This window comes from Hyalangium sp., assembly GCF_045802625.1.
GTDB lineage: Bacteria > Myxococcota > Myxococcia > Myxococcales > Myxococcaceae > Hyalangium.
This window is the reverse complement of the sequence record NZ_JBJMQP010000124.1, coordinates 48172-69059: the sequence shown is the minus strand read 5'-3', so window position 1 is coordinate 69059 and position 20888 is coordinate 48172. Positions and strand designations below refer to the sequence as shown.

The 20888-nt window shown below is 69.5% G+C and carries 16 protein-coding genes; 9 read left to right on the top strand and 7 right to left on the bottom strand.

What is annotated here, in order from left to right:
• Positions 1–12: 12 nt before the first annotated feature.
• The gene (locus tag ACJ8AT_RS23600) at positions 13–1356 is read right to left on the bottom strand and encodes a sigma-54-dependent transcriptional regulator (protein ID WP_407740124.1); all 1344 of its coding nucleotides are present in this window, start codon (positions 1354–1356) and stop codon (positions 13–15) included.
• 140 nt (positions 1357–1496) lie between these two features.
• On the opposite strand from ACJ8AT_RS23600, the gene ACJ8AT_RS23595 reads away from it, so the two are divergent.
• The 4 genes from ACJ8AT_RS23595 (at position 1497) to ACJ8AT_RS23580 (ending at position 5825) form a co-directional block, all read left to right on the top strand.
• Positions 1497–1886 carry a hypothetical protein gene (locus tag ACJ8AT_RS23595; RefSeq protein WP_407740082.1) on the top strand — a complete coding sequence of 130 codons (390 nt, stop codon included), beginning with the start codon at positions 1497–1499 and terminating at the stop codon, positions 1884–1886.
• A 57-nt stretch (positions 1887–1943) separates the two neighbouring features.
• Positions 1944–3020, top strand: coding sequence for a saccharopine dehydrogenase family protein (locus ACJ8AT_RS23590; RefSeq protein WP_407740081.1), 1077 nt, complete (start codon positions 1944–1946; stop codon positions 3018–3020).
• A gap of 348 nt (positions 3021–3368) precedes the next feature.
• Positions 3369–4964, top strand: a complete 1596-nt coding sequence (locus ACJ8AT_RS23585) for a methyl-accepting chemotaxis protein (protein ID WP_407740080.1) — start codon at positions 3369–3371, stop codon at positions 4962–4964.
• A 39-nt stretch (positions 4965–5003) separates the two neighbouring features.
• Positions 5004–5825 (top strand): RimK family alpha-L-glutamate ligase, encoded by an 822-nt coding sequence (locus ACJ8AT_RS23580; RefSeq protein ID WP_407740079.1) that lies wholly within the window; start codon positions 5004–5006, stop codon positions 5823–5825.
• Positions 5826–5897: 72 nt separating this feature from the next.
• Here the strand turns inward: ACJ8AT_RS23580 and ACJ8AT_RS23575 are convergent, their stop codons facing one another.
• On the bottom strand, positions 5898–8597 hold the full coding sequence (locus ACJ8AT_RS23575; RefSeq protein WP_407740078.1) for an AsmA family protein: 2700 nt from the start codon (positions 8595–8597) through the stop codon (positions 5898–5900).
• 344 nt (positions 8598–8941) lie between these two features.
• Here ACJ8AT_RS23575 and ACJ8AT_RS23570 point away from each other — a divergent pair, with 344 nt between their 5' ends.
• Positions 8942–9424 (top strand): hypothetical protein, encoded by a 483-nt coding sequence (locus tag ACJ8AT_RS23570; RefSeq protein WP_407740077.1) that lies wholly within the window; start codon positions 8942–8944, stop codon positions 9422–9424.
• A gap of 13 nt (positions 9425–9437) precedes the next feature.
• Here the strand turns inward: ACJ8AT_RS23570 and ACJ8AT_RS23565 are convergent, their stop codons facing one another.
• The 4 genes from ACJ8AT_RS23565 to ACJ8AT_RS23550 form a co-directional block, all read right to left on the bottom strand.
• On the bottom strand, positions 9438–12008 hold the full coding sequence (locus ACJ8AT_RS23565) for a DUF5916 domain-containing protein (protein ID WP_407740076.1): 2571 nt from the start codon (positions 12006–12008) through the stop codon (positions 9438–9440).
• Positions 12009–12107: 99 nt separating this feature from the next.
• Entirely contained in the window at positions 12108–12737 is a 630-nt protein-coding gene (locus tag ACJ8AT_RS23560) for a hypothetical protein (protein ID WP_407740075.1), read from the bottom strand.
• Positions 12738–12837: 100 nt separating this feature from the next.
• Complete coding sequence (locus ACJ8AT_RS23555; RefSeq protein WP_407740074.1) at positions 12838–14907, bottom strand: M56 family metallopeptidase; 2070 nt, start codon at positions 14905–14907, stop codon at positions 12838–12840.
• Positions 14904–15290, bottom strand: coding sequence for a BlaI/MecI/CopY family transcriptional regulator (locus ACJ8AT_RS23550; RefSeq protein ID WP_407740073.1), 387 nt, complete (start codon positions 15288–15290; stop codon positions 14904–14906). Before ACJ8AT_RS23550 ends, ACJ8AT_RS23555 begins: the two co-directional genes overlap by 4 nt.
• A gap of 227 nt (positions 15291–15517) precedes the next feature.
• Between ACJ8AT_RS23550 and ACJ8AT_RS23545 the strand changes: the two genes are divergently transcribed.
• The 4 genes from ACJ8AT_RS23545 to ACJ8AT_RS23530 all read left to right on the top strand — a co-directional run bounded on the left by ACJ8AT_RS23545 (position 15518) and on the right by ACJ8AT_RS23530 (position 18933).
• Positions 15518–15814, top strand: coding sequence for a hypothetical protein (locus ACJ8AT_RS23545; protein WP_407740072.1), 297 nt, complete (start codon positions 15518–15520; stop codon positions 15812–15814).
• A 168-nt stretch (positions 15815–15982) separates the two neighbouring features.
• Positions 15983–16660 carry a hypothetical protein gene (locus ACJ8AT_RS23540; protein ID WP_407740071.1) on the top strand — a complete coding sequence of 226 codons (678 nt, stop codon included), beginning with the start codon at positions 15983–15985 and terminating at the stop codon, positions 16658–16660.
• Entirely contained in the window at positions 16657–18348 is a 1692-nt protein-coding gene (locus ACJ8AT_RS23535) for an AHH domain-containing protein (RefSeq protein WP_407740070.1), read from the top strand. The genes ACJ8AT_RS23540 and ACJ8AT_RS23535 overlap by 4 nt, the downstream gene beginning before the upstream one ends.
• Positions 18349–18369: 21 nt before the next feature.
• On the top strand, positions 18370–18933 hold the full coding sequence (locus tag ACJ8AT_RS23530) for an imm11 family protein (protein WP_407740069.1): 564 nt from the start codon (positions 18370–18372) through the stop codon (positions 18931–18933).
• A gap of 397 nt (positions 18934–19330) precedes the next feature.
• On the opposite strand, the gene ACJ8AT_RS23525 is transcribed toward ACJ8AT_RS23530, so the two are convergent.
• Positions 19331–20821: a serine/threonine-protein kinase gene (locus tag ACJ8AT_RS23525; protein WP_407740068.1), complete on the bottom strand. Its 1491-nt coding sequence runs from the start codon at positions 20819–20821 to the stop codon at positions 19331–19333.
• Positions 20822–20888: the final 67 nt, after the last annotated feature.

Genomic DNA, 20888 nt, shown 5'->3' with positions numbered 1-20888 from the left:
CGGGCCGAGGCCCTACTCGGTGGGCGGGGACTCGTACTTCTTACGCTTGCGCCACAGCGTGGACGCGTCGATTCCCAGGATCCGCGCCGCTTCATCCAGCGTGGGCGCGCTGGCCAGCACCCGGAGGATGTGTTCGCGCTCCACCTCCTCCAGCGTGTGCGGCCCGCCCAGCGTCACCCCCGAGCCCAAGGCCGCGGCGATCCGATCCGGGAAGGCCTGGGGCTCCAGCACGTTCGCTGGCCAGACGATGAGCGCCCGCTCGATGGCGTTGCGCAGCTCGCGCACGTTGCCCGGCCAGCCGTACGCCAGCAGCATCCGCTCCGTCGCGGGCGACAGCTCCGGCAGCGGGCGCTTCGCCGCACGCGCGAAGAAGGCCACGAACCGTCTCGCCAGGGGAAGGAGATCCTCCGGCCGCTCTCGCAGCGCGGGCAGCGTCACCTCCACCACGTTCAGCCGGTAGAGCAGATCCTCCCGGAAGCGGCCCTCGGCCACGTCCTTCTCCAGGTCCCGGTTGGTGGCCGCCACCACCCGCACGTCCGCGCGCCGCGTGCGCCCCTCGCCCAGCCGCTCGAATTGCTTCTCCTGGAGGAAGCGCAGCAGCTGCGCCTGGAGGGCCGGGCTCATCTCCGCCACCTCGTCCAGGAAGAGGGTGCCCCCTTCCGCCTGCTCCACCCGCCCGGGTTGATCCCTCACCGCTCCGGTGAAGGCGCCGCGCACGTGGCCGAACAGCTCGCTGGCCAGCAGCTGCTCGGACAGCGTGGGGCAGTTCACCGTGACGAAGGGCCGCCGCCGCCGCGGGCTCATCGAGTGCAGCGCCCGCGCCAGCACCCCCTTGCCCGTGCCGCTCTCGCCGCGCAGCAGCACCGCCGCGTCTGAAGCCGCCGCCCGGGAGATGAGGCCAATGGCCGCGTGCATCGCGGGCGAGGCCGTCTCCAGCGTGGCCTCCGGCACCGTCTGCGCCAGCTGCCCCTCCAGGTCTCCCAGCCGGGAGCTCAGCTCGCGGTGCGCCCGCGCCCGGTCCACCACGTGGCGGATCTGCGCGGGCGTGAAGGGCTTGGGCAGGTAGTCGCGCGCCCCGCGCTTCACCGCCTCCACCGCCGTGTCGAAGGTGGCGTAGGCGGTGATGAGGACGATGTCGAGGTGGGGAGACTCGGCCAGCATCCGAGGCACCAGGTCCAGCCCGCTCGCGGTCCCCAGCCGCAGGTCCACGAAGGCCAGATCCGCCGGCCCCTGGGCGAGCGCCGCGAGGGCCGCCTCGGGCGTGGTGGCCTCGCGTACGGTACAGCCGAAGCCTTCCAGACAGATGCGCAGGGTGCTGCGGATGTTGCGCTCGTCGTCCACCACCAGCACCCGCATGGGGCTGGGCTCGACAGGCGTGACTTCCAGCCGGGGGTCCATGTGTTCATCTTATTCACCGGAGGTACGTCTGGGGGCTCGGCTGACGTCTCTCGCACACCCGGCGTCGAGAGTCCTGGCAACCGCCCGCCCGCTGCGGCATGAGAGGGCATGCTCTGGAGCAAGAGATGACGGACGGCTCGGATCCATCGGGTGACGGACTCTTCTCGCGAGATCTCGCCGTACCGGCTCGCTCGCCCTGGTGGCGGCGGGCCCTGGTGCTGGGCATCGTCGCGGCGGTGTCCATTGGCGCGTGGGTGTGGGTCCACAGCTCGACCGGGGGGGCCATCCGGGCCATGGCTCCGGCGCAGCGCGACGCGCTCTATAAAGAGGCGTGGGCGGATCAGCGCGCGAACTGTCTCGGGGACGCCGGTCCGGTCGATCCCGAGGGCAAATGCCGGCAGCGGGCCGAGTTCCTCCTGCTCTTCCCCCAGTGCGATGAGGCCTGCCGCGCGGAGCTGGCGCCCTCGCTCCAGGGCTCCACGCACTGAGCGTCTCTGAAAGGGCCCCCGTTCAGCCCCTGGCGCCAGGGGTGATAGCCTCGGCCCGTGAGCGCTCCTCCGTCCTCCGCCCCTCGCTGGATGCTGTACGGCGCCTCCGGCTACACGGGCCAACTCATCGCTGAAGAGGCCGTGCGCCGGGGCCACCGGCCCGTGCTCGCCGGCCGCTCCCGCGAGAAGCTGGCGCCCCTGGCCGAGCGGCTGGGGCTTGAGCTGGCCGCCGTGGGGCTGGAGGAGATGCGCGGCCTGGTGAGCGCGCTGGAGGGCCTGCCCCTGGTGCTCCACGCGGCCGGTCCCTTCATCCGCACCAGCGAGTCCATGGTGCAGGCGTGCCTGGCCACCCGCGCGCACTACCTGGACATCACCGGGGAGATCCCCGTCTTCGAGAACACCTTCCACCATGACGCGGAGGCGCGCGCCCGCGGTATCGCCCTCATGTCCGGGGTGGGCTTCGACGTGGTGCCCACCGACTGCATGGCGCGCTATGTGGCCGAGCGCGTGCCCGGGGCGCATGAGCTGGATCTGGCCATCGTCTTCTCCGGCCAGGCGAGCCCCGGCACCGCCAAGTCCATGCTGGAGCAGGTGCCCTCGGGCGGGCGCGTGCGCCGCGGCGGCGCGCTGCTGCCGTGGCCCATGGGCAAGGGCCTGCGCCGCGTGCGCTTCACCGATGCGGAGCGCACCGTGGCGCCCATCCCCTGGGGCGATCTGGTGACGGCCTGGCACACCACGGGCATCCCCAACATCACCACCTATATGGCCCTGCCGCGCGCCGCCGCCCGGGTCGTGCGCTTCACCTATCCGCTGCTCCAGCGGGCGCTCTCGGTGGAGGCCATCCGCCACGGCGCCGAGCGCCTCATCGAGTCCCGGATGCATGGGCCGAACGAGACCGCGCGCAACGAGCACCACACGCAGATCTGGGCCGAGGCCCGCGCACCGGACGGCCGCCGAGCCCAGGCCTGGCTGGAGCTGCCAGAGGGCTACGCCTTCACGGCCGTGGCCGCCGTGCGCGCGGTGGAGGAGGTGCTGGCCCGCAAGCCCCAGGGCGCCCTCACCCCGGCGGGGACCTTCGGCGCCGACTTTGTCCTCTCCATTCCCGGGTGCCGGCGCCTGGATGCGCTGCCCTGAGGCCCTCCGCTTGATTGCCCCTCATGCCTCCGGGCGACCCTCGGGGTTGGACGCTCGCCCCCGCTGCCTCAGGGCTGTCCTCAGGGCTGTGTGGAGATGTGCTGCCGGGGGTTGGGTGTGCGGCATGCGCGGTGGGGAGTCCTTGAGCGGTGGGGGGCGCGGTTGGGTATCCTGCGGGGTAGGGTGTGCCTGCGCTGTGGCAGCCAAGGGCTGTGGCAGCTCTGGAAGGAAGCGAGACATGGTTTGGCGCAGCAGGCCTCGAGTGGGGCCGCGCTTCACGCGTTCGAGCGAGGCCACAGGGAGTGGCCCCGTCCCGGGGACGTGTGTCCTCGTACCGGGTGAGCGGTGATGACGTTGACGTTCAAGCAGAAGATGATCCTGCTGCCGGTGCTGGCGGCGGTGTTCCTGCTGGGCATCCTGGCCTCGTCCATCGTGGTCGGGATCAAGACGAGCAACGCCCAGGCCGTCATCGAGCAGGGCTACGCCCCGGCGTTCGCCCAGAGCCAGGAGATGATGACGGAGCTGCAGACGCTCCACCACGAGCTGCGGGACGCGGTGATGTTGAAGGACGCGCGCCGGCTCGAGCCGATGCGGGCGCTGGCGCGCAAGCTGGCCGCCAACCTGGAGACGGCGCGCCGCAACCCCGTGCTGAGCCCCCAGCACCTCATGGTGCTCCAGCAGGACTTCGGCCTGTACCAGCAGGAGCTGGAGCAGGCCCTGGAGCTTCAGATCCGAGGTGACGCGCAGGCCGAGGCGGCCCTCACCCGGGTGAGCACGCGCTTCGAGTCTCTGCAGCGGGGGCTCCAGCTCATGGTGGACGAGCATCAGCGCGGGCTGTCCGATGCCTTCTTCCGGGCGAGTCTGGCGGGCTCGCGAGGCCGGGTGCTGATCGGCGTGCTGGTGGCGCTGTGCATCCTGTCGCTGGCGGGCCTGACGTGGTGGATGGTGCGCGAGGTGGCCGAGCCGCTGGTGAGCCTGGCGGCGATCGCCACGCGCATCGCCATCGAGGGAGACCTGACGCTGTCCATCGACGTGACGGCGAGGGACGAGGTGGGCAGGCTGGCCACCAGCCTGGATGCGCTGGTCAAGCGGCTGCGCGCGGTGCCGGTGGCGCTGCAGGGCGTGGTGGGCGAGCTGGCCACCGCCTCCGAGCGGCTGACGAAGGTGAGCCAGGAGCAGATCAACTTCCTCACCGAGCAGGCGCGCAGCTTGTCCGAGGCCGGCACGACGATGGCCGAGATTGCTCAGACCTCCAGCATGGCCTCCAGCCGCGCGGAGATGGTGCTCAAGGTGGCTGAGCAGGCCGACGGCTTCACCGTCGCCAGCCATCAGACCATTGAGCAGAGCGCGCAGGGGCTGGAGCAGATCCGCCAGCGCGTGAGCGCGATGGTGGGCAGCATCGGCGCGCTGTCCGAGCAGGCCGTCCACGCGCGGGAGATCATCGGCAGCGTGAAGGACCTGGCGGACCAGAGCAACGTGCTGGCGCTCAACGCCGCCATCGAGGCCTCGCGGGCGGGCGAGGGCGGGCGCGGCTTCGCGGTGGTGGCGCGAGAGATGCGCACCCTGAGCGGCCAGTCGCTGCAGAGCACCGAGCGCATCGGGAAGATCCTCCTCGACATCAACACGGCCATCCGTCAGGCCGTGGCCTCCGCGGAAGGCGACAGCAAGCAGATGGAGGCCGGCATCGAGCAGGTGCTCTCCTCGGCGAACAGGCTCAAGGAGATCGCCAGCGTCATGCAGCAGAGCAGCAACGCGGCGCGGCAGATCGTCGCCTCGGTGACGCAGCAGAACGCGGGCATCTCGCAGATGACGGACGTGATGACGCAGCTGTCGGGGATGATGGGCGACGTGGTGCTGGCCACCACCACCGCGGAGGAGGCGGTGGGGCAGATCAACGCCACCGTGTCCCAGCTCCGGAGGATCGTCTCCGAGTTCCGGGTGTGAGCCGGGGACTACTCTCCCTGCAGGAGCTACCTTTCGCTCATGGGACGCACGATCGCGATCATCAACGGCGAGCAGTACTGGCACACCTACTTCCCTGGAGATGAGGTCGTCTACCGCCGCATCCAGGAGTGCGCGTGGGTGCTGCGGGATGGGGAGCTGTGGTGCATCGACCGGGAGGCGGCGATCCGGCTGGACGGTGTGCTCTGGCGAGTGGGCGCCATCCGCCCCGAGCCGCGGTATCGCACGGCGCTGGAGATCATCCGGCTCAGCGGCGTGCCGTGTGTGAACCCCGCGGAAGTGCTGCTGCGCGGCTTCGAGCGGCTCTCCATGCTCGCGGAGCTGCGCGAGGCGGGGTTGCAGGTCATCCCCTTCGACGTCGCGCAAGGAGATGACATGGCGCGACGGCTCGGGCGGAGGTTCCCGCTGGTGGTCAAGGCTGGCAACCACCATGGAGGCTTCGGTAAGGCGCTGGTGCGCGGCGAAGAGTCCTGGGGGGATGTGGCGGACCTGCTCTTCGCCGTCGAGGAGTACGTGACGGCCGAGCCCTACATCGACTACCGGAGGGATGTGCGCTGCCTGGCGGTCGGCGATCGGTTCTGGGCGATGGAGCGCGAGGGCCGAGGCTGGAAGGCGAATGTCGACACGCGGAGGTACCGGGTCATCGAGCCTCCAGAGGTTCTCGTCCACCAGACCCGCGCGGCGATGAACCACTTGCGCGCGGATACACTGGCGCTCGACTTCCTCGAGAAGGAGGGCGGCGAGTTCGTCGTGCTGGAGAGCAACGACACGCCTGGGTACTCGGGCTTCCCGGAAGAGGTACGCGCCGCCCTGGCGGACTGTTTGAAGCGCCGCCTGGGCTGACGGTGGGACAGGCCCCGGCCCCTGGCCCACGCGACGAGCCGCCCCGTCACGCGCCAGGGGCCACGGGGCAGGCTACTTTCCGAAGATGCCGTGCAGGCGCTTCTTGGCCTCGTCCTCGGCCTTCTTCCTCGCCTTCTCCTGCTCGGCCTTGGCGGCCGCGTCCAGCCGGGCCTTCTCCTCGGCGGCCTTGGCCTCCAGCTCCTTCTTCTTGCGCTCGGCCTCCTCTTGCGCGGCTTGCTGGCCGCCGGTGATGACCTGCTGCACCTGCTGGCCCTTGTCGCCGAGCAGCTTGCCCGCCAGCCCCGCCGCCGCCTGCTTCGCGATGGTCGTGACCGCTGGCTTCACGTCCAGCCCCGACACCTCCGGGCTCCACGCGGGCCCGGTCACCTTCAGCGTCACCGGGATGGCCTCGGTAGGCGTCACCTTGCCCAGCGTGAGCTTGTTGATGGTCTGCGGCGTCAGGCTCACCGTGCCGTTGAGATCCAGCACCCCGTCCAGCCGGATGCCGCCCGCGAAGTTCATCACCCCCTCCGGCCGCGTCCAGGTGATGGGCTTCTTCAGCTGCGCCACGCCGTTCTTGATCTCCACCCCGAACGGCAGGTTGTCGCCCAGCGACGTCACGTCGCCGCTCTTGAGCGCCTTGGACGCGAAGGGCAGCGCCTTGGCCAGCGGCTCGGAGACCTTGGAGAACACGTCCACGCCCAGGAAGGTGCTGTCCTCCAGGTTGCCGTTGATGGCGCCCAGCAGCGTCTCCTTCAGCTTGTCCGGCGTGTAGCCCACGCCCTGCAGGTCCACGTCCCCGTTGAACTTGCCCGTCATCACCTTCTTGGGCGTGCGCGAGGCCAGCACCGAGGCCACGTCCACCTTCTGCATCGTCACCTTGGCCACGAACGGCCGCTTCTCCGGCAGCGGCCCCAGGTTCACCTGCGTCCCGTCCGCCACCACCGTGCCGCCGTAGGCCACCGAGGAGAACTTCTCGATCTTGATCAGGTCATCCACCATGGTGATGTGGGCCACCATGTTGGACAGGTCCGTGCCGCTGTAGTGCACCGAGCCCGCTTGGAACTTGATGTCGCCGCGCATCCCGTTGAAGCGCGTGGGATCATCCGTCGGAGCGGGCAGCTTGCCGTTGTTGCGCGCCATGATCTCCTCGTCCTTCATCAGCAGCGCGTCCGCGTTCAGCCGCTGCGTCTTCAGGTCCATGGCGAACGTGGTCGTCTGCTTCTTGCCCTGGCCCGCCGTCGCGAACGAGGCCGTGCCTCCCAGCGTGTCCTCCAGCACGCTCATCGTGAGCTGGCCGAGGTCCACCTTCATCCCATCCTTGGTGGGCTGGTACGTGCCCGCCGCGGCCACGCCGAGCTTCTGCCCGGGCCCCTTGTTCAGCAGCAGGCCGGGGCGCAGGTCCGCTCCATCCAGGTCCGCCTTCGCGTTGAAGCGCAGGGCCCCGCCGCTGGCGGCCGCTCCCGAGAGGCTCGTGGTGAGCCGCATGGGCGTCCCCGCCTCCTTGGAGAGCTGCTCGGGGATGCGCAGGCGCACCGGCGTGAGGTCCACCTCCAGGTTGAGCGCCTGGGCCTCCTGCGTGCCGCTGCCCTTCACCGACAGGCCCACCGGGCCGGCGATCATCCCCTTGAGCTGCTTCTTCAGCGGTGGGTAGTACTCGGCGAGCACCGCCGGATCCAAGTCATGGCTGGTCAGCTCGAAGCCCTCCACGGCGGGCGAGCCTCCCAGCATCCCCTTCACGCGGCCCTTGCCGCTGATCCCCGCCGGCCCGAAGTCCAGCTTGAATCTGTCGAGCGCCAGGTCACCCGCGGCGAGATCCGCCTTCACGTCCGTATCCAGCACCACGTCGAGCGCCTTGCCGCCCTCGGCGCCCGCGAAGCGCAGCCCGAGCGCCTTGATGACGCCCTCCAGCCGCGTGGGCCCCTGGCCCCCGGGCACTGCCCCACCCAGCTCCGCCTTCCAGTCCGCCGTCAGCGTGCCGGCCTGGAACCCCACGCTCGGAGGCAGGTACGGGCCGAGCGGCGCGAGATCGATGTTCTCCGCCTTCAGCGTGAGGCTCTTCGGGGTGGGCACCAGCGTGGGCGGCAGCGGCGCGGCCGCCAGCGTGGCGAACAGGTTCTGCTTCTGCGCCAGCACCGCCGCGGCCAGCTTCACCTCCAGCGGCTGGCCCACGCGCAGATCCCTCACCTCGATGTCCAGGTCCGAGATGGCCAGCTCCTGCGCCTTGCCGCCCGAGCGATCCACGAAGCGGATGGTGGCGTCGGTGAGCGCGGCCCGCTCCACACGCACGCCGGACAAGTCCGTGGGCGGCTTCTCCTCTTCAGGCGGCTGCTCGGGCTTCTTCTGCTGCGCCAGCTTGTCCATCAGCCGCTGCACGTTGGTGGTGCCGTCCGGCAGGCGGATGACGTTGACGGTGAGGCCCGTCACCTCGGCGTTGAGCACCTGGATGTCCTGGCCTTTGGAGCGCAGCAGCGGCATGGCCGCCACGCGCACGTCCAGGTTCTTCATCTGCGTCAGCGGCAGCTCCTCGCCCTCGGCGGGGCCGATGGTGACGGCGTCCACGTCCACGCCCACGTGCGGGAACAGCTTGGTGGAGATGCCGCCCACCTCCACCGGGCGCCCCAGCTGCTGCGAGAGCGTGGCCGCCTGGGCTTGGGCCTGCTTCAGCAGAATGGCGTCGAGCCTCCACAGCAGGATGGCCACCGCGGCCACCAGCACGACGAGGATGCCCCCGAGCACATAGGGCCAGCGCCTCTTCTTCTGAGCCTCCATCGCTTGCTACCTCCTCCTGCAACTGGACCCGGAGCCTCCGGCGCGCCCGGGACGATTCATCGGGGCGGGAAACCTAACCACCCTTTCAGGACTCCTACAGCCCCCGACGTGGCGGGGGAAAAAGTCTTCATGCTTTTCGGAGGAGGAGGCCTGGCAGGGCCGCCCGGTGGGCAGCCTGAAGTTGAGGCAACCGCAGGGCTCCTCGGGCGTTCCTCCGATTTCCAACGTTTCACATACTGTCGCTGTCTGGGAAGGAAGAAGCTGGGGAGCGTCTGGTTAAAACAGCGCCGTGGGGGACGCTGTCGAGCAGAGTCACCCTTTATCCGGATGAGGGGACCGGACTCATGCACCTGGAGAACTCGCGCGACCGGGGCCGCCTGCGGGCGCCTCATGTCTGGGCCCTTGTCACCGGCTGCCTGTGGGGAGCCACCTCGCTGATGGCCTGCGGCACGCTGAGGCCGGAGCCGTGCACCACGCTCCACGACGACGTCCTGGAGGAGCTGCGGACCGAGGATGGCACCGAGCGCCACGTGCTGGACCCCTGGGCGTGCGAGCACAACGCGCGCAGGCTCCACGAGCTGGCCGAGGAGCTGCGCGCGCTGGAGATCCGCGACGCCTCGCTGCATGAGGCGGTGGAGGCCTACCGTGCCAAGGTGGAGCGCCTCTCCGAGGACTACGGCCGCCTGGCGGCCGCATACCAGGACAGCGCGGGCTTGCCTTCGGAGGAGGCTCAGCGAGTGAGAACCACCCTGAGCCGCCGCGTGCTGGAGGACTCGGCCTCCATGAATGCCCCGCGCATCCAGGTCCAGCACTCGTGCGATCTCTGAGCGGGCAGCCCGCTCAGGCGTTCCAGTAGTAGCTCCACTTGAGCAGCACGGCGTCCGTGGCCGGGCCGGAGGACAGGCGCCGAGGCAGCACCGTGGCCGGCACCTGCTCGCCGCCGGCCGTGGGCAGCCCCTGCTGCGAGCGCGTGTAGACCAGGAAGAGCGTGGAGCCCAGGCGGTACTCCCAGCGCAGCACCACGCTGAGGTTGAGCGCCACGTCATAGAAGTTGTAGTCGTTCGCCTGGGCCTCGGTGGGCCTCATCTCAGAGAAGCGGATGGGCCGGCGTGCCGCGTCGGACTCGGCCTCGTAGAAGGGGCCGTAGACGCCATAGTCGCTGAAGAGCTGGGCGTAGCCCTGCAGGGTGAGGTTCGGGCGGATGACCCACTGCTGGCGCAGCGTGAGGGAGACGAAGTTGGACTGCAGGTTGCCCAGCAGGAAGCGGCTGTCGCCCAGCCGGTCCACGAAGCGCGGCGCGTACTCGGTGCGGTCCGTCAGCGCCTCCAGGCGTGTCTCCAGGGCCGGGTGGGGCCGCAGCGAGAGGGCCAGGTTTCCCGTCCAGGCCGAACGGGACGGAGCCGGGCCCCGGTCATGGTGGCCCAGGGCCACGAAGCCGCTGAGCGAGAGGGGCCGGTTGCCGTTGCTCTCGAAGAAGAAGACGAAGAAGGAGCTGAGCTCCTGCTGCAGCGGGACGCCCGTGTCGTCCAGCTCGCGGATGTCGTAGCCGCCCGCGTTCCCGCCGGCCTCGAGGCCGATGAAGTCGAAGCTGGGCAGCGTCACGCCCACGTTGGCGTCCACCCAGCTCCCCCGGTGGATGGCGCGTCCATCCGAGCTCCAGCTGCTGCCGCCCCCGAGGTTGGCGAAGAAGTTCTTGAAGGGGCCGAAGCCGTTGGCGCGCTGGTAGCGCACCGAGGCGCGAGGCGCGTGCTCGTTCTGCGTGCGCTGGAAGCCGGTGGCGTTCAGGTCCAGCGTGGGCGTGGAGAAGTCATAGCCCATGTCCCAGCGGAAGCCCTCGCCGCCGAACTTGCCCGCGCGCAGGTAGCCGCCGTAGCCGGCGGAGCCCGGGTGCAGCACCGTGCCGTCTCGCAGCGTGCGCTCGGGCAGCCCCCCCATGGTGCGGCTGGAGTCCACCTGCCCCAGCACGCCGTACTCGCTGTTGGAAGTCTTGAGATCGAAGTCCACCGCGCCCCCCAGGCCGCCTCGGGCCAGGCACTGCGCGGGTTGATCCTCCTCGTCCAGCGCGGCCTGCTCCGGGGTGCACCCGTTCACCAGGGGCGTGGCCGCCGCGAAGCTGGCGCCCACCCGCGAGTTCTGCCCCACCGAGGAGCGCGCCACCGCGGCCAGGAAGTTGGTGGGCGGCTGCGGGCTGCCCGGCAGCGAGCTGTTGGGGCCCAGGTGCAGGGGCCGGCTGGAGTGCAGGCTCCAGTGCCGGTCCGGCAGCTCCTCGTCCTGCTTCTGCCAGGGGCCGGTGACGAGCGCGTCCAGCACCCCCACCTCCACGCCCTTGGCCGCCGAGCCCGTCAGCTTCGCCGCGCCGAGGATGGGCGTGTCCAGGCCAATGCGCCGCGAGTAGAAGAGCGACTGCGGCACCTGCCCCAAGTCACTGCCCACCGACTGGAAGAGCTCCAGGCCCTGGGTGAAGAAGGGCCGCTTCTCGGGGAAGAAGGCCTCGAAGGTGGACAGGTTGAGGATGAGCTGATCGGCCTCCACCTGCCCGAAGTCCGGGTTGATGGTGGCGTTGAGGGCCAAGTCGCTGGTGAGCGCCGCCTTCAAGTCCAGCCCCACATCCAGCGTGGGGTCCATCAGCCGGGGCTGGGGCAGGGCCGCGTCCGAGTGCTGCGGCCGGAGGACACCGCGCGTGGCCAGGTACGGCACCACCTGCACGGCGCGCCGGGACTGCAGCCCCTTCATGCCCGTGAGGTGGCCCAGCCGCGACACGTTCGCGTTGCTGGTGCGCGGGTTGTCCACGGATTCAATCTCCTCGTTGAGCCGGGCGATCTGCCGGCGCACGGAGAAGCCCCACGTCTGCACCTCCGCGTCCGGGAAGCGCAGCAGGGCCAGGGGGATGGCGAACTCGGCCACCCACCCATCCGGGAGGCTGCTCGTGGCCCCGTCCCACACCCCATCCCAGTCCGAGGTGTAGTTGCGGTCGTCGTAGAAGAGCCCATCGCCCTGCACGCCGCCGGCGCTCAGCGAGAACGAGTACGCGGTGCGGTGGTCATGCGTGGAGTCGATGATGAGCTGCACCATGTCCGTGGTGAGCGAGCTGTCGCGGCGGCCCAGGCGCCTGTCAATGAGCTCCGGCTTCGAGTCCCGGGAGACGATGCCGAAGTAGACGTAGTCCGAGTCGTAGAGGATGCGCAGCTCGGTGTGCTCGCTGGGGGCGGCGCCAGCGGTGGGGAAGCGCTGGACGAAGGCGTCGAAGACGGGAGCCTGGCTCCAGGCCTCCTCGTCCAGCTTGCCGTCGATGTGGATGTCCCCGCGGGTGGGGGCGGCCTGGATGAACTGGTTGCGGCCCGGCCCCTCGAGCGCCGCGTGAGCTGTCATGGCACACAGCAGCATCGCGAGCCCCAGCCCTTGACGCAGCATTCCAGCGTCCCCCCCTGTTCTCACGACTCGAACCCCTGCGGTTACACGCGCTGGCACCCGGTGCGGTCCACGGAACGCACGAGCGTGCCCTCGATTTCATTATTTCTTGCGTGTCTCAAGCTTACCCCCAGACAGGGCGCGCATGTACTCCGGGCTGATGCCGTGGATGCGCAGCTTGACCAGGTCCTCCAGGGTGACACTCGGGTAACCCATATTCCGGATCTCCCGGACGAACTCGGGCGTGACCTGGAAGATGGCCACCTGGAGCAGCTGCTCGAGGGGGATGTCCTTGTAGCCCAGCGCCGCCAGCTCCTTCACCCTCGTGGCGGTGATGTCGAAGAGGGCCAGCTGGTAGTGCTCGTCCGGGGTGAGCTTGGGGTAGCCCAGGGAGGCCATGCTCCGGGCGTAGGCCTCGCTCGGCTCGAACTGGAAGTGGCCCGCGCCTTCGCCGTTGGAGAAGCTCCCCTCGAACTGGAAGGTGCCCGCCTCGCGAATCAGCTGGAAGGGCGCGGAGCTGCCGTTGGCGGTGGACAGGCCCTGGAAGGCGGTGAGCGGCACCGGGCTGCTCATCTGGTTGCCGCGCTCGCCCTTCGTCCGGAGGGAGAGCTGGAGCCGGGTGTCCTCGACGCTGGCGGACCAGGTGCCCGTGCGCGAGGGAGCGGCGAGCACGGGGGCGGCGGCCAGGAGCAGCGCCGCGAGGAGAGGCAGGGAAGGCTGCTGGGCGTTCATGGCTTGGGGCTCCTGCGAGCAAGGCACGGCCCTGCGGCGCGCGCTCGGTGGGAGCGCGGCCGAGGGCATGAGGTGAGGGTGAAGGGGAGGGGACCGCGGACTACTTCTTGGGCTGCTTCATGCGGCGGATGAAGTCCGCGTCGATGCCGCTGCTCTTCAGGCGGATCAGCTCCTTCACGTTCAGCGCCTCCAGGCCGGCCTCGTGCATCTGCCGGATGAAGTCCGAGTTCACGCCCATGGAGCGCAGCTCGACGAGCTCCTCCGTGGAGAGGTCCTTCAGGCCGGCCTCCCGCAGCTCGCGGATGTAGTCGGGCGAGACGCCCACGGACCGGAGCTCCACCAGCGTGTCCGCGTCCAGCTTCGTGTAGCCCGCCTTGGCCAGCTCGGAGATGGTCTCCGGCTTCACGCCCACGGCCCGCATCTCCGTCAGCTTCTCCAGGCTCAGCCCGGTATAGCCGGCGGCCTTCAGCCCGCGCAGGTAGTCCTCATCCACGCCCACCGCGCGGGCGCTGATGACGTCATCCGGGGTGACCTTCGTGAAGCCCTGGGCCTTCATCGCCTCCAGCCAGGCCGGGGTGACGCCCATGTGCTTCATCTCCACCAGCTCGTCGGCGGACAGCTTCTGGCCGAAGCGGGCGTTCATGTCCTTGGCGTACTCGGGGGTGACGCCCGCGTGGCCGAACTCCACCAGGTTGCTCACCGTGGGCTGGTAGCCCATGCCCTTCACCGCCTCGACCGTCTCCGGGGAGACTCCCGCCACCTTCAGCTCGACGAGCTGATCCACCGAGAGCTTCCCCTCGCCCACGACAGTGCGCCCATCCAGCTCGTCATCGTCATCGTTGTCGTCGTCATCCCCGTCCCGGCCGTGGCGGGGGTTGGGGTTGGGGTTGGGGTTCGGGTGGGGCTCGGCCTTGGGGCTCGCGGCCACGTGGCGCATGGGGCCGGGAGTGGGCTCCGGGGTGGGCGGGAGCGCCGGCGCGGCCACCGGGATGGGAGCAGGGGGAGGCGGCGGAGCGATGCTGGACGAACCTGTCTGACTGTCAGACAGGTTGGGCGGAGGCGCCGCGGCGACCACGACGTGCTCGCCCTGCGCGGGGAGCATCAACGCGGTGACGGGAGCGGCCACCGCGAGGCTGCTGATCAGCGTGAGCACGGAGGCGCCGGCCACCCAGCGAGAGGAGCAGCGCGAGGCGGGGGAGACCACCAGCCGGCGCACGCGCTCCGGCAGCGAGCCCCCCAGCGCGGACAGGGCCGGGCTCGGCGCGAGCGAGGGGAGCACACGCAGCTCCTCCAGCGCGGTGAGCGCCCGGGCGTAGGAGAGGGTGCTGCCGCTGGTGCTGGCGGCGATGTCGTCGCAGCAGTGCTCGCGCTCCACGCGGATGACGTCGGACATCCACCAGACGGCCGGGTGGTAGAAGAGCAGCGTCTCCACCAGCGTCTGCGCCAGGTTCACCGCGAAGTCATAGCGGAGGATGTGAGCCAGTTCGTGGGCGAGGATCATCTCGAGCTGACGGGGGGGCAGGCCGGTGAGCGCGGAGGCGGGCAGCAGCACCACGGGCCGCAGCCAGCCCACCGCCGAGGGCACATCCAGCGCCGCGGACTGGAGCAGGCGCACCGCACGCTTCAGCCCCAGGCGCCGGGAGAGCCCCTCCAGCCGCTCCTGCCACTCGATGGGCGCGGCAACCGCCTCACGCACGTGCCGGCGCAGGCGCATCCACCCGGCCAGCAGCCGCAGCGAGGACAGGGCCACGCCCAGGCCCCACGCGAGCACCAGCCACGGCAGGTGCTGACCGACGAGCGCCAGCGCCCGCTCCAGCAGCGGCTCGGAGGCAGTGGCAGCGGTAGACACCGGAGCGGCGGCCACGGCCGGGCGCCGAGGTGCCGGCAGCCTCTCGACTCCCGCCATGAACGTGGCCGGTGCATCGATCGAGGAAGGCGTGAGGGAGAGCTCCACGGTCCGGGCGGACGCAGTGGAGTAGTGCCTCCAGCCGGTAGCCATGGGGAGCGCGAGCATCATCACCAGCGCGCAACAGGCCAGGGCATAGCGCGCCACCGCGGCCCGCCGCCCGAGCACGCGCAGCGCCACGGCCAGCACCGCCGCCACGAGCGCGCCCTGCCACAGCAGGTGCAGCAGCGCCCAACCCAGGGACTCCAGGACGAGACCGTTCACGGCTCCACCTCCTTCTCCAGGGAATCGAGCAGCTGGCGCAGCTCGGCCAGCTCCTCGGGGGAAGTCTTCTTCGTGGACAGCGCCTGCATGGCGAGCTGAGCCGGTGAGCCACCAAACGCGCGATCCACCAGATCCGTCACCAGCTGGCGTTGCGTCTTCTGCTGCGTCACGCGCGAGCTGTACACGTGTGCTCGCTGGGACTCATCTCTCACCACGAGCCCCTTCTCGGTCATGATCTGCATCAGCTTGAGGATGGTGGTGTACCCGCTCCCGTCCTGGAGGGCCTCGTGCACCGCTCGCACCGTGCAGGGGCCTCGCTCCCACAGCACGCGGAGGATGCCCAGCTCCGCGTCGGTGGGTCTCGGCAGCTTCGATTCGCTCATGGCTCCCTCGACGTCCAGCGTTCCCCGGACAAATATACGAAGCTGTTCGTAGATTTCAACGAAGGTCTTCGTAGGTTGTGCGGGTGTTCATCTGTCCACCGCCGATCAGCTTTTGCCCGTGAGCCTGGTTGTCCAGCAGGCACAGGTGGACTGGCCCTGGAGGTGGGGGTTCCGCGCGGAGGAGGGGGGCTCCACCTTCCGGAGAGCAGAAAACTCTGGAGGCTTCGATGGCGCGGACGAGCACCGGCAAGACGGGGAAGCGGCAGGGGGCGGGGAAGCGGCAGGCGGGCGGTGCGAAGCGGACCACGGGCCGCATCCAGGTGCGTCGAGACACCGCGGAGTACCGGGCCGCCGCTCAGGAGCAGGCCGCGCGGGTGCGTGAGGAGATCGACACCGCGCTGGCCGATGCGCGCCGGATGCGTGAGGAGATCGAAGCCCGCATCGAGACCCAGTGGCACAACCGGCCCGCTCCCAAGGCGGAGGCCGGAGCCACGGGCGGGCGCCGTCGTCGCGCGAAGGCCTGAGCCCAGGCGCTGGCCCGGGCAGTCAGCACGCTTGTCGGCGCTGTCCACGCCGTTGACAGCGCCGGGCGCCGAGCTGGGCGGCACGGTCCGTGTTTCGAGCACTTACAGGGTGGCCAAGGGGTTGCACTGAGCCCCAGGAATGACTGCCGCTTTCTATCTGCTGCTCGCATGGGCCTGCTCGGGGCCTTTGACGTCGTCTATTTCCACATCTACCGGTGCCGCCTGCACCTGAGGCCCGAGTGCCAGCGTGAGGTGCTCTGGCACACCGTGCGGCACCTCGTGTACGCGCTCCAGTTCGTGTGGGTGGCCCACCTGCGCTTCCACGGCGCGGCGCTGCCCGAGCAGGACGCACGAGGCTTCCACCTGATGGAGTACCTGACGCGGCTCGGCTTCGGGCTCCAGGTGGCGGGGTGGGGCCGCTACCTGAGCAATGAGCCGCGGGTGCGCTCCACGTTCGAGTTCGGCTCGGAGGATCCGAAGAGCCTGATCACCCACGGGCGTGGGGTGTGGCTCTATGAGCGCCGCCCCGAGGGCACCTTCTTCAAGACGGTGTTCGACTACCAGACGCGCCACGGGGTGGTGGGCGAGCTGCTCGACTTCTACCTCTTCCGTCCGATGATGCAGCTGGCCACCGAGTGGAGCTTCGAGACGCTGCGGCAGTGGTGCGCGGGAGATGAGGGCGCGGTGGCTCGGCGCCGCTCGCGGTGGCGCTTTGTCCTCTTCTTCCTCGCGCGCTCGTTGGGGAGAGCCCCCGTGCGGGGAGCCGCGCGCAGCTGGCTGGGAACGGGCCGTGAGTCTGCCCGGGTGGTGCCTGCCGCTCAGGCGCTGGCGGAGGTGGCGTCATGAGCACGCTCGTGCAGCAGGCCTGGAGCGTCTCCGGGCACTCCGGAGCGGAGGCCGCGGCTCCGCTGGAGCCCACGGAGCTTGCGGAGGCTCGCGCTCATCTTCCGCGGGCCTCGCGAGAGGAGCTGGCCGCCTTCGTGCTCCGGCAGCGGGAGTGCCGTCGACACCTGGCGGGGCTGGAGGATTTCTACCGGGCCCACCCGTGCCGGATGACCCGGGTGCACCTGCTCGTCTCGAGCGCGGTGATGCTGGGTCGCTTCTGGGGCATGTCCGCGCCCTTCGCCCGGCTGGGCGAGGCGGTGATGCCGGTGGATGCCTCGGGCTGGCCACGGACGCAGGCGTGGGAGGCGTATGCGCGAGCGTGCGAGGAAGGGCTGCCCATCGAGGTGCGTGACGAGCTGTGGATCGACGCTCACATGCGCGACGTGGCCCAGGCGCGCGAGGCGGGACTGGAGGCGGCCTTCCTCGCCGAGGCGCGGCTGCACGCGGAAGAGCCCCTGTGGCGGCTGCTGGTGCAGCACCTGGAGATGACGCTGGGGGCGCGCCTGTTCGATCAGCCGGCGTTGGCGGGAGCGGTGCCGGGGGAGACGGCGATGGCTCACGGGATGGCGCTCGCGGTGGGCCGGCTGATCCACGCGGGCTGGAGCCTGCTGCGCCACTACGCGCTGGCGACGGCGCGTGCGCTGCTGTGGTCTCGTGGGCCAGGGCCCGAGGGCCTGCTGGGCGATCGGCGTGGGGCGTGGCTGTTGCTCTCGAGCTTCCTGACGGCGTGGACGGCGGCGAGGGTGTACCGGCGTGGAGTGCGCAGCTTGCGCCGAGGTCAGCAGGCAGGCCCCACGGACAGCTGGCCGCTGCTGGCGGCGACGCTGGGCGGGGGCGTGGCGGAGGTGGACGCGCGGGTGGTGCGCTTTTACTCGAACCCGGGTGCGTACACGGTGAGCGCGTCCGTGGATCTGCGCGGCAGGGGAGCGCACCTCATCGCGTGGCTGGCCACGCGGTTGCTGGGGCAGGGCGTGTCGGAGTCTGGCGCGAGAGCCTTCCCCGCGCGCTTCCGCACGTTCCGGCGCGTGGATGGCACCATGCACTTCGTGCGAGAGCTGTACTGCCACGGGGCGCTGCGAGTGTTCGACTCGGACTTCGTGGTGAGGAGCGGCACGCTCTACGAGGTGTTCGTCGAACAGGGCCTGGAGGTGGAGATGGAGGTGCGAGCGCTTGAATGCGGCGGTGTCTCCATCCGCGGCCGGCGGGTGCGCTGGCGTGGGCTGCCCCTGCCCACCTTCGGGCTGCGAGTCGAGTTCCGCACCTGCCCGGCTGGAGAGGGCTCCGAGCAGGTGGACATCATCGGGACGCTCTCACGAGAGCCACGCCCAGGGGCGCAGGAGAGCCCCCAGGTGCTGGGCCTGCTGCGCTACCGAGCCGAGCGCGGAGGGCCGTGGACTCCCAGGTTCCGGGACATCTTCGCCAAGGCTGGAATGTCGATGGAGGACCCCGCGAACAAGATGCCTCTTGAAGGGCATTACGGGCCGCACCCCCAGCAGTACCACGAGATTATCTTTAGGGAACTGGACGATGCGATGCGGGGTTGCCGGAGCGTCGTAGAGTGCCGGGGAGCGCTGACCAGCCGACTCCGGCAACTGGCGAAGGAGATCGCTACCTCGGGCACCGAACTCAACCAACTCGTCACCAAGTAGCCACCGCGCCAAGTGGAGTCCATGCCCGAGCGTTTTTTTGAACTCTCCGACGATGTGTACATCCCGCACCGCTGGGACTTGGGGATGCCCAGGAACAGCCAGAGCCTCGAATTGGACGATTGGCAGTTCAGGCTTGGGGAACCCGTCCACATCCAGGAACGCTTGAGAATCCCCGTCGAGGGTGCAGGCAAGCCCCTGGACTACACCGAAGCGGGCGTCCGGCTCCCGGTGGTCCATGTCCGGGTTGCGTCCATGTTCGCGGAACTGGCCCCCAATGACGTGCAGTTGCTCCCCGTAGATGTGGAGGGCCAGCCGGATCAATACCTGATCCTTGTCGCGACACGCCGGTTCCGCTGTATCGATGAGCAGGCGTCGCGGATCCAACTCTGGCCTCATGACGCCGGGTTGCCGCATATGGTCGGGCGCTATTTCTCCGTGCGGGATCTACGTATCGACAAGGCGAAGGTGGGCAACGCCCAGGTCTTTCGTTGCGAGGGTTGGGAAGGCGCGCTGATCATCTCTGAGAAGATCAAGGCTGCCTTGGAGCGTATGGGCGCCACTGGCCCGAGATTCGAGGAGGTGTAAGCACGGTCGGTATGAGGTTCGGAGCGCATCTGTCTACTGATGCTTCTTGGAAGTGGGCGGGCGCGAGCGCGCGGGAACGGGCCAGTAGCATGCGCTCTTCCACTCATAGGACGCGTCTCCGCATGGTGGTTCCTCCTTGGCCAATCCCCAGCACCCGCCGTTGATCTCCACAGCACCACGAATTCGACAAGGGGCGCGCTGCTGGCCGGGGAGCGGTTGATTCGGCATGTCCAAAGCGATGGACTCCGGCGCCATGAGCGAAACATGAGATGCAACCTGCGAACTGAGCGAAGCGTTGCCGATTGCTGTTGGCAAAGGCACCCACAGCATGACACCAACGGCTCCGAGTGCTGCTCGCATCATCTGGCCATCGGTATGAGATTTGGAACGCATCTGTCTACTGACGCTTCTTTGAAGTAGGTGTCCGTTTCGACTCCAAGATAGGCCAGTAGCAGGTCTTCTTCCATTCGTAGGCATCTTCGCCGCAAGGCGGGGCGAGATCGGTCCACCGGATCCAACACCCCCCATTGATCTCGATCGCTCCACGACGTCTGCAGGGCGCGCGCATTTGGCCCGGGAGTGGTTCATCCGGCATGTCCGTTGCTATGGGCTCCGTTGAATTGGGTATGTCGATCGAGGTCACCTGCGAGGTCAGCGAGGTGTCTCCGACTCCGGTGGTTCCTGCGTCTCTGCCCTCTCCAGCGTCCGGCTTTTCCGCCTGAGCGATTGTGGGAGTCTCCGTGTGTGGCCCACGGCCTATGCACAGGACGAACACGATCGTTATCGGGACAAGGAGCACGGTCAGGCACCCCAGCATCGCTCCCGTATCGTCCGCGTGGGTCTCGGCTCGCGCGAGCACCGGCACGCTGACGGCTGGAGCAGGAGCCTGTCCCTGGCCCGCCGCGGAGACTCGAGGCGTTGCAGCGACGAGCACTGGGGCACGGACAGTCGCGGCGGCAGGACGCATGGGCTCGAACAGCGGAACATCCGCCTCAGGCCCCGCATGCTCCGCCGCTGACTCCGCGGCCAGAGCCACGTCGCGAGCGAGTCCTCGCTCCTCGGGGATGGCTGCCAGCATCCGCTCGATGAGGGCCGCCAATTCCGGCACCACTCGCGCATTGAGCTGCTGAGGTGGCTCCCGAGGTGGAGGGGGAAGCAGTGGCCGGATGGGAGCCAGTCTCGCCTCCGGATCCGTGCCCGGTGGCGGGTACACGCCGGTCACCAATCGGTAGAGGCTGACCCCCAGCGCATAGAGATCATCAAAGGTGCGCGCCTCGTAGTGAACCTCGCGCTGACGCAGGTGGTGCCACTGAAAGCGCAGCGCCTCGGGGCCGCGGTACTCGCGAGTCCCGGGAGGCATGAGGCTCTCGGTGAGGGGAGGCGCTCCGGCCCAGGTGCCCGAGCCGAAGTCCATGAGGAAGGCTCGGCCTTCGGGCTCCACCAGGATGTTGTCCCCCTTGACGTCCCGGTGGATGCCCTCCGTCGTGTGCAGCACCTCCAGGGCCCAGGCCACCTGGGCCAGCACCTGCAATACCTGGCGGCAGGTGGGGTTGTGCACCCGGGCCCACTCATACAGCGGCAGCCCGTTCACCCACTGCATGACGAGGTAGGGGTGCACCCGCCCTTCATCGATCGTCCACCAGCCCCGGTCCAGCAACTCCGGCACGGCGGGGTGACGAACGCGAGAGAGCAGCCCCACCTCGCGGAGGAAGCGCGGGTCATACGCGAAGAGGGCCACCTTGAGCGCCACCGGCACGGAGCCCGGGTGCCCCGCGCGCCGGGCTCGGAAGACCACGCCATAGGTGCCGCGCCCGGCGTAGCCCTCGATGCGCCAAGGTCCCACCAAGTCCCCGGGCCGGAGCGAGTCGGGTGTGAGGGCGTCCGTCATGGCGTACTTCTCCGTGCAGAGAGCGGAAAGTTCCGCTCTTGCACAGCCTACTCAATGAGTAGGCGCG